General features: G+C 52.1%; 11 protein-coding genes. 2 read left to right on the plus strand and 9 right to left on the minus strand.

The features are described from left to right. The first annotated feature begins 210 nt into the window (after positions 1 to 210). Positions 211 to 657, plus strand: coding sequence for a GNAT family N-acetyltransferase (locus tag BLT00_RS30445; RefSeq protein WP_092151129.1), 447 nt, complete (start codon positions 211 to 213; stop codon positions 655 to 657). Between the two features lie 195 nt (positions 658 to 852). Here the strand turns inward: BLT00_RS30445 and BLT00_RS30450 are convergent, their stop codons facing one another. The 4 genes from BLT00_RS30450 to BLT00_RS30465 all read right to left on the minus strand — a co-directional run bounded on the left by BLT00_RS30450 (position 853) and on the right by BLT00_RS30465 (position 5,910). Then, positions 853 to 2,586, minus strand: coding sequence for a hypothetical protein (locus BLT00_RS30450; RefSeq protein ID WP_092151126.1), 1,734 nt, complete (start codon positions 2,584 to 2,586; stop codon positions 853 to 855). 199 nt (positions 2,587 to 2,785) lie between these two features. After that, positions 2,786 to 4,063 carry a translesion error-prone DNA polymerase V subunit UmuC gene (gene umuC, locus BLT00_RS30455; RefSeq protein ID WP_092151123.1) on the minus strand — a complete coding sequence of 426 codons (1,278 nt, stop codon included), beginning with the start codon at positions 4,061 to 4,063 and terminating at the stop codon, positions 2,786 to 2,788. Next, positions 4,056 to 4,481, minus strand: coding sequence for a LexA family protein (locus BLT00_RS30460; RefSeq protein ID WP_092151120.1), 426 nt, complete (start codon positions 4,479 to 4,481; stop codon positions 4,056 to 4,058). The genes umuC and BLT00_RS30460 overlap by 8 nt, the downstream gene beginning before the upstream one ends. A gap of 283 nt (positions 4,482 to 4,764) precedes the next feature. Next, positions 4,765 to 5,910, minus strand: coding sequence for a hypothetical protein (locus BLT00_RS30465; protein WP_092151117.1), 1,146 nt, complete (start codon positions 5,908 to 5,910; stop codon positions 4,765 to 4,767). Positions 5,911 to 6,165: 255 nt separating this feature from the next. On the opposite strand from BLT00_RS30465, the gene BLT00_RS30470 reads away from it, so the two are divergent. Continuing rightward, the gene (locus BLT00_RS30470; protein WP_092151114.1) at positions 6,166 to 6,381 is read left to right on the plus strand and encodes a hypothetical protein; all 216 of its coding nucleotides are present in this window, start codon (positions 6,166 to 6,168) and stop codon (positions 6,379 to 6,381) included. A 27-nt stretch (positions 6,382 to 6,408) separates the two neighbouring features. Here BLT00_RS30470 and BLT00_RS30475 read toward each other — a convergent pair whose 3' ends face one another. The 5 genes from BLT00_RS30475 to BLT00_RS30495 all read right to left on the minus strand — a co-directional run. Continuing rightward, positions 6,409 to 7,083: a hypothetical protein gene (locus tag BLT00_RS30475; protein WP_092152612.1), complete on the minus strand. Its 675-nt coding sequence runs from the start codon at positions 7,081 to 7,083 to the stop codon at positions 6,409 to 6,411. Positions 7,084 to 7,483: 400 nt separating this feature from the next. Next, positions 7,484 to 8,800, minus strand: coding sequence for a DUF6161 domain-containing protein (locus BLT00_RS30480; protein WP_092151108.1), 1,317 nt, complete (start codon positions 8,798 to 8,800; stop codon positions 7,484 to 7,486). A gap of 189 nt (positions 8,801 to 8,989) precedes the next feature. After that, positions 8,990 to 9,958, minus strand: a complete 969-nt coding sequence (locus BLT00_RS30485) for an HNH endonuclease (protein ID WP_092151105.1) — start codon at positions 9,956 to 9,958, stop codon at positions 8,990 to 8,992. Positions 9,959 to 9,991: 33 nt separating this feature from the next. Then, entirely contained in the window at positions 9,992 to 12,928 is a 2,937-nt protein-coding gene (locus BLT00_RS30490; RefSeq protein WP_256572803.1) for a UvrD-helicase domain-containing protein, read from the minus strand. A gap of 355 nt (positions 12,929 to 13,283) precedes the next feature. Then, the coding region (locus BLT00_RS30495) for a calcium-binding protein (RefSeq protein ID WP_305883206.1) at positions 13,284 to 15,160 on the minus strand (1,877 nt) is incomplete at its 5' end.

The raw sequence follows: 15,160 nt of genomic DNA on the forward strand, positions 1-15,160 counted from the left end.
ATAGTTACTTTGCGAGAAATTAAGTTTGTCACCTTTACCCCAGGATAACTGCTATCGGCCGATAGCGGCCTTAGGGTAAGGGCAGCAGTCGGCCAGGAGCGGTCATTCCGGAGGAGAAATAGTCTCTCCACTTTTCACCGTTGCGCTTGACCCTATTCCCTCCTTACGGCTACATGCGCGTACTGATCAAAAAACAAGGAAGATCCCCACATGCCCCGCCTGGTCTGGCTGCGCGACCATATGCAACACAGCGACACCCTGGCGCAGTGGCTGCATCAGCAGTTCGCATACGAGTTTATCGAGCAGCCCTTGGCCGAATTCGCGGAGGGCCAGGGCAACGGTGGTTGGCAATGCCTGATCGCACTAGAGAATGACCAGCTACTTGGTGGTGCTGCACTCGCAGCCAACGACCTGCCCGAGCGCCCGGAGTTGGGTCCCTGGCTCGCCTGCGTCTTTATCGCCCCGCAGGCAAGGAAGAGAGGCTTGGCGGAACAGCTAATAGAAGGCATCTGCGCCGCCGCAAAGGCCAACGGCACCACACGGCTGTACCTGCACACCCATGATCGCAGCGACTACTACTCCAAGCGTGGATGGCAGGTGCAGGAATTTTTTCAGGCCTGGGGCAAGGAGCAGCGGTTGATGCTGCGAGATCTCTGAGCTCGCCTAGGTTTAAAGACGAAGGTAGAGAGCAAAAATCTGGGAAAGCAGACGCTCGCAACAGGGATGAACAGGCCAGTAGCTGTTGATGCAGGAGCATCAATATCGTGGTCTGTCCCCAATTGTTTCTCGGAGGGTAACCAGCGTCTCTACCGCGCACCCTAATTGTTGTGTTGCGCTCCGTGCTAAGCCTACTCATTGACCAGTTTCAGTTGCACGATCTAGAAGTTTTCGCTCTTCTTCAAGTCGACGCTGAACGCGCAGAAGCTCGATTTGTTTCTCATAGGACTTTATTTTTGCATCAATAGAGTTGGCTGGTGAGTCGTTTAGGATCTGGGTAATCGCTTCCCGTTCGGTAGCTAAGTCCTTCTCATACCTGACTTGAGCCAGGCTGTCTTCCTGAGCTCCTTTGTTACTTTTTCTTATGCCGGCATTTCTGTCATCGACATACTTCAGGACTGTCTCAGCGCTTTGGACCGCGGCCTGACGAGCAGCCTCGGATCTGGCTTTCGAGTCAAAGGCCAATGTTTTAGGTGTTCCATTCTCATGAAATACTAGATCTATTTGATTGTCGGCAAACATCCCATTTCTCAAAGTGATATTTCCAACAGTCCCATACTGAGATACTGAAACTATTTGGTTGGTCAACTCACTCCTTGAATTTGCACTACTGCACAGCCCCTCACATATAATTAGTCTAGCTTCACCTGGAATTCTATAAAAAACACCATTACGCCCATCTTTCCCAGACACCTCTCTACCCTTTCCGCCCACGTTGTACTCAGTGAACGAAAGATTCTCAAGTTTAACTTGAACTTCTGGATAATTTCTTATGCACTGGAAACCACTGCCGGCAGGACAGCTCAGCGTCTTACTTCCAGTCACTCCAAAGTTTATCAAGGCGCCAATAGAACTTTGATCTACGCTAATTGTTTTTGCTATCAGCTTATCCGCCCCTGGCTGGATGTTAGACTTTTTTGTGAATCGCAGCTTTGAATACTCCGAGTCTAGCTTCGACTGTAACGCTGGCAGCCTGCTGGCGGATTTCTGAATAGAAGCCAAGCTTGCATTATTTTTAGAGATTTCTGAATCCACGTCTTTCAGCTTATCATTGTAGTATTTTTGTTGATCAGTGTTCTTATATTTATTATGGAACTCTATTTCAGACTTCAGCCATGCCGCATCTGATTTTTGAGCTAAAATTTCTTGTCTTAATTTTTCTATCTTGCCAGCATCTGCCTTAGCTTGATGTAGCTCGCCTTTTATGCTTTCAATTTCCGCGAGCTTCTCTTTCATGGGAGTGCAAGGATCAACTTGCTTCGCTTTATCAATTTGCTGCTGCTGTATTTTGGAGAATCCTTCTTTATTTAAGAAAGCTTGGAAATCTTCCATATTGGCTATATTTAGGTTAAATGCCCTGACCTGTTTGGTGTTGAGTGCGCTAATAGTACTGCTTACCAAACTCGTTACTTGCGCCTGTGGAAGGGCTATGGCTGTTGCAACACTTGCTACTGTTTTGACACTATCCACTATAAGCGGGCCAGATAAGTCGGTAGCTTTCGCCCCGGCGCTAGTGAGCAGTCCCGTTGGTGTTGTTGCGAGCTCCATTCTTGTAAGCTTCGTTAGTGCATCTAGTGCCTCGTAGTCCAATATATACGATGCGTCTGGATCCCCAGACTCGATTTTTTCTATTTTGACCTTCGCCGCATATAAGATTGAGAGCGTGTTGTTAGACGGATCTATGGTGCAACCAGTGGCTTCAAAATCAGCGGTAACATCAAATGATGTTTTAGGAAGGCGGTATTGATATCCAGGCTCGATGTTGACTTTGGCAACCGCGGTTGCGTGCTTGCTGGATATATTACTTGTGCATCCTGTACTGAGTGCAGCAAGAAAAGAGAGAAAAATTGGATAGTGCAGCTTGCTCATTCCCATCAACTCCTTTTGGTAGGTAACCACAATGTAGTCGAGTAAGGCCTAGCGGCACCGGAAAAAGGCCATTAGCCATCACTAAAGACCAGCCTTGGCTGAAGCGCAAGGCAATTACCGACGCAATGTCTGCTATTGGCCGACTGCCGACTGTAATCAGGCTATAAACTGGACCAAAGCGGTCCCCTCCCAGACCGATTTAATGGCAATGAACCCGCCATAGCTGATCCAACTTGGTGGTATAGCTCTGACTCATCATCTCCCGCCGCATCCCCCAATCAGGGTCGTCAGGCACGCTCGCAGAGCGCAGCGTCCCCCTGCCCCATCGCCCATTGATCTGGTCCAACACAGCCATCAACTTCGTCGCGTCAGCAGGCTGCGACGTGGCAAACAGATCATCGGTGTACTCCCCCGCCTGGCAGAGATTCATCAGCAACACCTCAGCTTTACTGTATTTGAAGCCAGGCCGAAAAACCCGATCCAGCGCCTCCACTGCCGCTTTCGTCAAAAGACGCACGTCGTCAGTCGGATACAGCAGCTCAACCAGCACCCCGTTGGCATACTTCGCCTCCTCCGGGTTGAACATGCCGGTACGGATGCTGACCCGAACCTTCTTGCAAAGCGACTTCTGCGCCCTGAGCTTTTCCGAAGCCCGCATCATGTAGGTGGCTACCGCCTCCTTGATAGGCGCCAGCTCGGTGAGACGCTTGCCGAACATCCGACTACAGCAGATTTCCTGCTTGGGCGGATCCGGCTCATCCAGTTCCAGACACGGCGTCCCCGCCAGCTCACGAGCCGTCTTCTCGATCACCACACTGAATTTCTTACGCAACGTCCATGGATCAGCTTTGGCTAAATCCATTGCCGTCTTGATGCCCATCTCCTCCAGGTGCAGCTTCATCTTGCGGCCCACACCCCACACTTCAGACACATCGGTATTACGCAGCACCCAGTCGCGCTTGAACGGATCGCAGATATCGACCACCCCACCCGTCTGCCCCTGCAAACGCTTGGCCGTGTGATTAGCCAGCTTTGCCAAGGTCTTGGTACGAGCAATGCCAACCCCAACCGGAATGCCGGTGCAGCGCAGCACATGGCTGCGGATCTTACGGCCGAGAGCATCCAGCCCCTCAATGCCCGTCAGGTCCGCAAAAGCCTCATCAATGCTGTAAACCTCAACCGCGGGCACCATCGATTCAATGAGCGTCATCACACGCTCACTCATATCGCCGTAGAGCGCGTAGTTTGAAGAGAACGGGACAATCCCATGCTGACGCAGCGTGTCCTTGATCTGAAAGTACGGCGCGCCCATCTTCACGTAGGGCTTGGCGTCATAGCTGCGAGCGATCACACAACCGTCGTTGTTGCTTAACACTACGATCGGCACCCGGGCCAGGTCCGGACGGAACACCCGTTCGCAACTGGCGTAGAAGCTGTTGCAATCAATCAGGGCGAAAACCGGCTGGACTTTAGACATGGCTGCGCACACTGCATGTGACAACGCCCCAGATAAGCAGCTCATCGCCCTCAAGCACGTACCTCGGTGGGTACTTTGGGTTCTCCGAATGGAGAATCACCTCCTTGCCGCGAATGCACAGTCGTTTACAGACGGGCTCGTTGTTCAACAGCGCCACGACGATATGGCCATGCACCGGCTCCAACGCCCGGTCCACTACCGCCAGATCTCCTTCAAAGATTCCAGCACCTTGCATGCTCTCCCCCGCAATCGAGACCAGGTACACATGTGGGGCACGGATATTCAGAACCTCATCCAATGAGATATGCGCTTCGATGTGATCCGCCGCAGGGGATGGAAACCCGGCTGGTACACGAAACGAACACAAGGGCAGCTTCAAGCCACCCACGGCGATAGGACCGAGAATTGAAAAGCTCATGACGCACGACTTCCGAAAAACCTGTACGAATATACAGTTAATCTTGTACAAGTTTTTGGGTCAATGTGTATAGGAACGATCTGACAGGCGGAGGTCAGAATGGGTTGCCCTGACGCAAAAGGCGATGGGAAGGAAGGCGTGTTGCATTGACGATGACGCTTACCGGGCTTCAGTCAAACATCGTCGAGTAGATTGATGGAAAAGATTCACAGGAGGATTAGCTGTGTCCGAGGGGAACTCCTGCGGCCTCCATCTAAAACCTTCCATGCTACTGGGATTCGAATCATTTCCACTCTAGGTCTGAGACGTCGAACTCAAAGACCCTGCTGCCCTCTTGGTAAAAGTCGGCCTCGACGAAGACTTTGTCGGACCTCCGAGCTCGGGCAATGAACGATGCAGCATTGCTGATGAAAAGCAGGTTGGAGCTGTGGTCGTCGGGCTCACTTGCTGACATGCGCTGGGCGTTGCCGTTAGAGAATCTCACTCGGACATCGCAGTCATCGTACCCGCAGACGAACTGTCCCTTTTCAATGGCCACATACGCCGAAGTACCCCACCGTGGGTGCTTACGGATAGTGAGCGTTGCCCGCTGGACCCCACCGTATGGAAATTTGAAATCAACAGTGTTGATGGATGACACGTAGGCCTGGCGCACAGGCTTGCCGGACATCTTGTCTTCACCGTCTGCGTAGTTCCAAGTAAGGCCCAAGCTTTGCCGGCGTGCCTTATCAGAAGCAGCTTGCTCACGGGCCTTCTGCTCCTGGGCATGCTGTTCAGCGAGCTTGGAGAATTTGTCAGCATTGGCTCGGTATGTCTGGTCAATAGAAGCAAGCTGTGAGTACGTAGAGGCTAGGCCTTTATAATCATCTTGCTTGATGTTGCTCAGAGACGTGAGGAGAGTCGCTTTGCGTTGCTGCTTGTCAGCGTCTGCCTTCTGGGCAGACACCTTCGAAAGAGCCTGGTCAATTTCGAAGCTGCCCGCATTGCTGTACTTACCGCCTAGGGCAGTGGCCCCGGAGTAGTCTTTCTTTGCGATCATCGCGTTCATCTCTGCCAAGATTGCGTCTTGGTTCGCAGCAACGTACTCGTACTTTTCTTTTTGGGCCTGTTCGGCCTTCTGCTGATTAACCAAGGCTTCCTGGGCCTGACGCTGGATGCGAGAGGTGTCCAGAGCTTCGTTGCTGGAATAGAAAAATAGGCCGAAGCAAACGAGAGCGACCACGGCACGCGCGCCTGGGGTCACAATAATGTTTACTTTTTCTTTGATTGCCCTATTGATCTGCGGGACGAAGATGCAAGCGGCTAGGAGCATGATCAGCCCCGACAGAAAGCTGGTAAACATCGCCGCCAGCCCTATGACTAGGAATAAAACGAAGAACAGCCACATCACCACGGCCTTGAAAAAACCACCAACCTTGGAATCCGACACAGCCGTATCTCCCTGGCATAAAAATGCCGAGGCATCGTAGGTGATAGCCCTATGCCAGTCAAACCCTCCCGTCCGGCGAGAGTTATTAAGGGCATCACTCAAAAATCATCGTTAGATCCAGGGCTGTTCTTCGTGATTGATGCCCACCCTCGTCAAAAACTCGGCCCAGGGAAGCTGCGGACCCGCTATTAGTGGCGCTCTCATGTCTCTGTCTCTGAATGCTACGCTTGAAATTTTCAGAGGAAGCGAAAGCAAATGTCTGGGAAATATTCGCTGACGGATGTACTGGAAAGAATCTACCGAAACCAAGTCGCGCTGGAGGCAGCTGTAATGGAGCTAACACTTCATATCGAAAAGCAGGGTTCAAAGGAGGTCGGAGACAACATCCGCGGGGCTTTGCAAACCATCGAGGAAAATGCCGGTTTCATCAAACAGGGCTTAGCTCGACTCAAGAAAAAGGATGCCGATTAGCCAGTTCTACATCCCAAGGCATCGCGCTTATCCATGGGCGATTCCTCGGTTCTCATCTTGTGCAGCACCTATCACTCGGTCAGGCGCCGATGCCAATAGGTCTTGGGGCTTTTTGCCACCCAAAAAGCTGTTGTCTGAACGGAACCAGTAAGCCATACCCCAGCTGTCCTTGTGCCCCTCGAAAACCTCAATGACTTTGGCCAGCGCCTTCAACGGCCGGTAGTTTGCATCCGGGTCCAGACCGTAGCCGGGGAAATAGTCGACCCCACCATGATTGATAGCGAAGATCTGACCTTGCTTTTTCCACTTGTTGGGCTGGGCGCTGGGGTTTCGGGTACTTAACTGCGCCACTTGTGCAATGTCGGCTGCAGTTAGCCAGTCGCCACTCCCCAAGACCGCCTTGCGAGCTTGGACCAGCATCGCCGCCTCCTTGAGCAAACGGGGCGAAGGCGGCTTACGCGAAACAAAGACTTCGGCCAATCGTTCCAGGGAATTCAAGTCTTGGCGCTCCTGCAAAACCTCGTACATTGAGAACGCCACATTTGCGAAATTCTCAGCCAATGCTTCAAAAACGTTGGGTTTGATGTGATCGAAAGACACGACCAGCACTCGATCCGCATGCGAGCGGCTCAGGCGGGCCCGTACCTCTTTGGGCGTGCCGACCAAAGTGGAAACGCCCGATTGGTCTAAAACGACGCTCATGGAAATCCCCCTGCCGGGCTATTTAGGTTATCTGCCCCTACCCTATCTACCGTAACCCTGAACATTGCCATTCGGTAGATTTAAAGGGCTCGCTTCGCAGTACTTTTATAAACGGACGGTAAACCTAACTGGCCTTTTATAGTCAGGGGGCTCGCACTCCCTTGAAACCTCCACAGTGCATACAGTGTGGCACCACGTCGTATGACGATGAGGAACGCTATGCGATAAGGCTCTGTGACCACAGTCGTACGTTCTAGAAATGGATTGAGGCGACTAGGGCACGAGATCTAAGCTGGCATACACTCAACAAAACTGCCTCAATTAGGGCTCAAAAATCGCCCCCTTGGAAACCTTGGCTGTAATTCATTTCGTCCTCCCCTAAATACTTCCCCTGACCACACTAAGCCACTTTCTTCTCCCCTAATGTTTTCAAGATTAGCTCAATGGGACTCGAGAATGGAATCTCGGCAACAGATCCTGACTGCGTAGACCTGAACAAACTTTCCAATATCAACTTTCTATCCTCATCAGACTTAAGCTTGCCCTCATTCAACAAAGCCAAATAGGTTTTTGTAAACGTTATTCGCTCAGCCGCCTCTAAAGAAAGATGAGAGTGAGTATTAAACTGACGAAGAGTAATTTTTATTAGCACACCGAGCAAAGTTATGAGTAGAGCCGCACCTGCCAAATCGGCGACCGCCGCCGACAATTCGGATGAGCTTCTACCAAGCAAAACTTTTGGAGCGGACTCTGATGCAGCAGCCAATTGCACAGCAGCCTCTGCGGGGCCCTGCTCACGTAGTAAATGAGATAATCCTGCAGCACCTCCATACCCGTAATAAGCCAACATCGATAAAAATGTCACTGACATACTTAATATTATCGCAAGGAACCATGTGAACTTGAAAAAAGAGTGTGTTTTTCTTCGAGCCGTCCAATATTGAACTGAGGCATCCAAGTCCACTTGATCATGATAGGCCGCTTTCGCCGACTCCAGCGCCGCCTTGGCTTCTAGAACGCTTGCTTTAGCTTCTTGGCGCGCTTTAGCGGCGTACTGAGAGTATATTTTCCTTCGACGTATATAAGACTTACCCAGCGCTCGCCCAAGCGAATCGACCTTCGTTTTGGAAGCAATGATTTCCTCTGTTAAGTCAGCTGCATAGCCATTTACAGCGTTGCGCGCCAAGGCGGTATGCTCAGAAAACCGTTCAAGCTGATTCCTTAGATTCGATGATCTCGCGTCCCATGCCATAGCAATAAAGTCTTGCAACGACAAACCTATCTGTATGGCCGCAGCGCGCTCGAATGCCAAACTAGGATTATCTACGAATTTTTTTATTATTGGGCTGTTACCTATTGCTTTGCGAGTGCTTTCATTAAGATATATCAATGCCAGCGCAGCAGCAACATCCCCATATTGCTCCCGAAACCTTCGTATCAAAATCCCCTCGCTGCCACTAGATTCCACATATACTCCAGAAGAGCCTAAATATACTTTTTTACTTCCCTCCAGCAAGTTTTTTCGCGCAATGTCTAGCGCATTCTTGAAGAAACCTGAGAAAATTTCAACGCCAGCATCTCGATAGAGTGAGGGCAACTCAGCCAACCACTTCCAATCAAGCTCTTCGGAGTCAAAATATTTAAAAACCTCTTCTTTCGACGAGAACTCACGAACCTCTGAATTGACCGTTAGAAATACACTTTTTAATGGTTTCAATTAACGCTCCTAGCAAAACCAATTAGATTTTAGTTCTTAAATCATTCGCACCAGACAAGACTGAATCAGTCACGCAATCCAAAAGTCCGCACCAACCTCAAAAATCCTGAAAACAACATTGAAGTGCACAACGAGTTTTTTCTACGAGCCAGTCAATCTAATTACGTTGATATCTCAGTCATTAAAACACTAGCCATTTAACAATGGCTCTGCCGCAAGAATTTGTTGAAAAAGCGCCCGAAGCACATTGCTGTTTGCACCATAATGCGCTTCCCGATGATGGTCCGGACAGAGAGCAATAACATTATCAGGAGTGTCTCCTCCGCCTTCGCTAAGCGAGACAACATGATGAGTTTCAAGATAGATATCTCCGTTACCTTTCAAAAAACCACGATGCCCGCAAAACTCACAGACTCCCTTGGACCGAGCCAACACAATCTGACGTACTTGCGCGCTGCGCTGCCAAGCAAACGTGGATATGGCACAGCGTTCAGGCTGCTCGTTCCCAACGAACTGATCCACCACTCCCACGCCGTAGGACTCAGCGGTGATAGCAGGTAACGGTTGAGCTAAGGTCCCAGAATCTCCGAGCCCGGTTCCGACGCCACTTTGGCCATTGACGTGCAAGGAACCTAATCCACGCCGCAGCAGAAAAGCCCCAGTTTGCATGTCATAACGCATCAGTTGCCAAGGCTGCGCATCAAGCAACCGAAAGTCCGCTGCCGCACGCTCATCGTCCTGCAAGGCGAGGTTCCTACTGGCTACCAAAGCAACGCGTACCAACCGGCTCTCGCGGTGGGCAATTTTGACGATTTCGTCCATTTGATAGGCGCTAGTAGCCCACTTCTTGAATCGTTGCTTGAGCGAGGGATCTCGCTGGTCATTCGAACGTTCTTCGTTAACCCGTTGCTCGTCCCTAGCATTGCCATGGTACTCCACCCCATCCTCTAGGAAACTGAGGTCGCTATGCCATAGACACAACAACACCCGACCACCACCTTCAAACGCCCAGCGATAGCAGTATTTTGGATTTTGAGCAGGTGTTCTACTGGAAGAAACGTTGTGCCAATCATTAACATCAATGCCCGCCTCAGACACAGCGTCGTACACACGCATCGTGGACGTTGGCTTGAGTTGTTCGCGCAGATCTTCGAACATGAAAAACTCCTTTGTGACCCCAAACCAGCGAGACTAATGAGCCAATATCCGAGCCTTGCAACCTACTGGCAGCGAAATCCTCGTCTCGGTATGAGAGCAGGAGTCTGCGTCATCCCGACGATAATCAGAACACCCCCAAAATTTCTTACCAGCCCCCCGTGGCACCATTCGGCCCCCAGTCAACGGACACAACGCAACCCAGCCGCCACAGTTCTCGTTGCAGATCAGGTAACGTCCTTCTTTGTGCATCTGAGACTGACAATCAGGACAGGCCGTTTCGGTATGTCCGCAGCGCGGGGAAAGCGAACAAAAGAAAAACGACTCAAGACCGTTCTTCCTCGTGCGTAGTGTCAACTCCCCTTCCTGACAAGCAGGGCAAGCCGGCGCTTGAGCAGCCACCTCCCCCGGCTCCCCAAACTCATTGATCTCTACGTCGTACTGATCATCAAGCAACTCCTTGATGAAGCTAGAAGCCTTCCCCTTCCCCACCACCAGGTAAACGCGCCGTTTGGCTCTCGTCAGCGCCACATAAAACAGACGTCGCTCCTCAGCATGAACGAACGCTTCACGTGGGGGCAAGAGTGCTTCCAACAGTGGATGGCTTGTTTTCTGAGGAGGCATTCCAAACTTACCGGTTTTATTGCCGAGCACCACAATATAGTCAGCCTCCTGCCCTTTGGAGGTATGGATGCTGTAGGTCTTGATCGTCAAATTCGGATGATTGCCATTGAGCTGCTTGAGCCCCGCCGGATCGGGCAGCAGAAAGTTGAACCGAGCCAAGATGTACACAACCGACCCCGGCTTGGCCCGCACGGCAATACGTGCCAAGACATGGGGCAAAGCCTCATCGTCTTCCAACTCAGTCCTAAACAGCGAAACCGCTGGCGATTCCTCCAACGTATGGGTGTGAATGTTCTTTTTCAGTTGCACCGGATTGCGCATCACAAACCGACTGGCCACCGCATTGATTCGATCGTTAAAGCGAAAGGTCTTATCCAGTGCACTGATAGCGGTCGCACCAAAGAACGCCTCAAACTGTGAGGTCAAACGAATATCACTGCCGGCGAATCGATAAATCGACTGCCAATCATCCCCCACACAAAACAGCGAACCATCGGGTTGTGAACGTCGGAGCGCTTTGACCAAGCGCGCCCGCGGCTCAGAGATGTCCTGGTACTCATCTACCAGCACAAAGCGCCACGGAGCCTTGAAGTCGCCCTGCTCCGCCAGGTGCACCGCCTTCACAATCATGTCGTCATAATCGATCTGCCCCTTACCCTCTAGATCACCCTGATAACGACCGTAGATCGGCATCAGCAGCTCGAGCGCTGCCCGCATCTGATCAGGAGACGGTGCTGCATTGATACGAGCCTCCAGATCAATCCTGGCCAGATCCGCAGCCTTGTAACAAGTAAGGAGCTTTTCCAGCAGCTCGGCGAACTCAGTGACGACACCGAACTCACGAAGCGTCTCCAGCATCGCCTCATCAGGCAGAGGATTGAAGGTTACCCCAGCAGACTGCAAGCGCTTTTCCAGCAAAGGAAGTAATTGACCCTCCTGCTGCTCGAAATGGAACGTTTCGATCAAACGAGTCTGGTGTTGCTTATGTAGGTCGCGTTTCCAGACCATATCTTGATGATAGGCCTTGCGGTCAACATAGGGCGCCGTGTTGCCGTGGCGGTCCGTGCCGAAATGCTCAATGTAAACATCAAACGTCGGTAGATAAAAATCCGGATGGTAGTCCCGGCGCTCAGCCGTTCGAGTGGACACTTTATAGCGCGGCTCGTATTGGTATTCCACACCCATCTTGAACAGGAAATTGGCAATGCGACACTCAGCCATGCTTTTGACCAATTCCCCTTTAAGCGATCTGACCTCATGCGTTGCCAGGTAGGCGAAGTACTCACCCAGAGAAGCAAACTCGAAGGGATTCTTGATCGGGAACAAGTAGTTCTCGAAGTACTGCAAAAGTCGCTTGCGATAGCCCGGCTCTGACTGAAAGTCTTCAAAAGCCAATTGGACGAACCGTTTACGAGCAGCTTCATCGTCAGCCATTGGACTCAGAGACGGTTGACCCAGCAGGTCTTGACCAAGAGAGTGGAAGGTCGAGGCCTTGATACCCTTTATGCCAACACGCGCCTCCAGCCGCTCACGCATCTCCTTGGCAGCATCTCTGCCATAGGCCAGCAACAAGATGTCCTCAGGCCGCGCTTGCCCGCTGCGCACCAAGAAGGCGACGCGTCCCATCGTTGTACTGGTCTTGCCAGTACCGGCCCCGGCCAGTACCAGATTGTTGTCCTCATCCACAATGCAGGCCAGACGCTGATTAAGCGTCAGGGGCATGGACTCGATCGTGTCGAACAGATCAGTATGCTTGGCGAGACTGGTCCTCACATAGTGCTTACGCCAACGCCGTAAGCATTTCTCACCGTCATGAACCCACGACCAGGCCCGGGTCAGGATCTTGCGTTCGGGTCCCGACAGAACACCCAAGCCCCTGGCAGGTAGCGCTGGCCATTGCTTTGCTAGCTGGACCAAACGAGCATGCAGGAAGGTCCATTGCGAGCGACGGCAATAACCACGAGTCTGGAGATTTTTATAGAAGGCATTTAGGATTTGGGCGATGGCTAATACACGCTCGCCATACCACTCACGCAACGCTGCGCGCCAGATGTCATAGGGGCGCCGAACACCCCATCCGATGGCTCTTAATTGGCCAGATGGCACCGTCAGCGTTAAACAAGAGACACCCAACCACCTATCGAGACGAGGAGGCTTAGACATGTGGGTCACCAAGACCTTCGACGCCTGCCCTGTCCAGTCGACGGCAATCAACCCGTTGGATGCAAGATCCAACGATGCACAGGTGGAGCCCAACCATTTCGCCAAGCGAAAACTAAGAAAAGCGCCCTGGGTCATTGATTCTTCCCGCGATACCAGCACCGCGAAGCAGATGCTGTCTTCATCCATGCCATGCGAGTTAAGCCCTTGTACCGATCCTAATCCAGGCACCAAACCGTGCCACTACAGAGCCAGTATCGCATACAGCGCGTTGGCTCTGGCTGATTGGAGTCCTCATTGATAAACACCGAGCGACGAAAGGCTCCCTAAGGCAAGAGCCAGATCAACGAATGCAGGGGACAAAAAAAGAGGCCGAAGCTTCTTTTGAATGGTTTGACTCTCTCTGAAGGCCTATAAAACCGATGTTTCCCCAAAGCCTAGGGCATCTAGAGCTTTGGTGCCCCCTACCAAACACATCTGTTCAGGATGGGACACCTTTCTAATGCAACCGTTGAACACGGTTACACGAGCGCTCCGGATTACGCTATTTCCAGTTCGCAGCCAACACTGCATCTAGTTGAGTTCGTTGGTCTGTACTGAGGCTGGTTTCAGCTCCTGCCGGTACTCCAAAAGAGGACATTTTGTCGACCAAGTTTTGTACCTGACTATCCAATAGCCCCTTCCCATCAGCCGTTTTGAAAGCTTCAATATGGTACGCACTGGATTGGTACCAATTGCTGACCGTCAATTTCTCAGTCGCCCCAACGACACTGATTTCCAGATCGGAACCGCTACGCCTGAACCACAAGTCTTGAGGGCTTATATCTGCTCCGAATTCAAGAGCATCAGTCGCGACATAGCCGCCGTCGTAGTCTGTAACGACGTCTTTACCGTCCCCCCGGTTGAACACATAGCTGTCGGCGTAGTTACCACCGGTCAAAGTGTCATTACCGGTACCGCCGACTAAGGTGTTTCCCTTCGAGGCGGCAGCAACCGTGATGGTGTCATCACCAGCATCACCGTAGAGCTGGTTTGCCCCTGCACCTCCTAAGAGAGTGTCGTTGCCGCCTCTACCGTGGATGATGTCATTGCCAGACCAACCAACTAGGGTTTCAGTCCCTTCGGTACCGACTTGACTTAGCCCTGCTGCGGCGATGTCCTTTGAAATCCAGAACGTACCATCCGCAAACTCCACGCGTTCGAGGATACTATTAATCGCTACACCCGCCCCGGAAGTTGTGCCATCGAACCACCCCTTAATTGTTATCTGATCGATGCCGTTGCGATGCATGAACACTACATCAGCGCCGGATTTGTGGACCTGAATATCACTGGCGAGGATGCCTGCACCGAAACGTAAAGTATCGGTTCCCTGATTGCCGGCGTCATAATCCGTAATGACGTCTTTACCGTCCCCCAGGTTGAACACGTAGGTGTCAGTGAAATAGCTACCGGTCAAGGTGTCATTACCGGTGCCGCCGACCAGCGTGTTCCCTTTCGCGCCGGTAGCCACAATGACTGTGTCATCGCCGCCATCGCCGTAGAGCTGGTTAGCCCCCTCACCCCCTGACAGGGTATCGTTGCCATCCCCACCATGGATGATGTCGTTGCCAGACCAGCCTGTCAGAGTTTCGGTAGCCGCCGTACCGACTTGATTCAACCCTGTAGCGGCCATACCCGCCCACGTCCAGAACGTACCATCGGCGAACTCCACCCGCTCAATGATGTTGTTAATCAAAGCACTAGCGCCGGAAGTTGCCCCATCGAACCAGCTCTTAACCGTCACCTGGTCCGTGCCGTTGTTGTGTAGAAACACCAAATCAGAGTTGACCCTGCGGGCAGTGATGTCACTGGCGAGGATGCCCGAACCAAAACGCAGGGTATCGACCGCCAGATTGCCAGCGTCGTAGTCGGTAATGACATCTTTACCGTCCCCTAGATTGAATACATAGGTGTCCGCAAAGTAGCCACCGGTCAAGGTGTCATTACCGGTGCCGCCGACCAGCGTATTACCCTTCGAGCCGGTCGCGACCATGAGTGTGTCATCCCCAGCATCGCCGTAAAGCTGGTTAGCCCCCGCCCCCCCTGACAGAGAGTCGGCACCGCCTCCACCGTGAATGATGTCATTGCCAGACCAGCCGAACAGGGTTTCGCCAGTTGCTGTACCGACCTGAGTCAGGCCCGTGGCAACCATATCCGCCCATGTCCAGAACGTGCCATCGGCGAATTCCACACGTTCAATTATGTTGTAAGTAACGACTCCTGCGCTGGAGGTTGCCCCATCAAACCAACCTTTAAATGTGACCTGATCCGTGCCATTGCTGTGCAGGAATACCAAGTCAGAATTGATTCTGCGGGTAGTGATGTCGCTGGCGAGGATGCCCGCACCGAAACGCAGGGTATCGGTCGCCGTGTTGCCGC

Origin of the sequence: Pseudomonas sp. NFACC51 (genome assembly GCF_900103575.1) — a bacterium.
Taxonomy (GTDB): domain Bacteria; phylum Pseudomonadota; class Gammaproteobacteria; order Pseudomonadales; family Pseudomonadaceae; genus Aquipseudomonas; species Aquipseudomonas fluorescens_Q.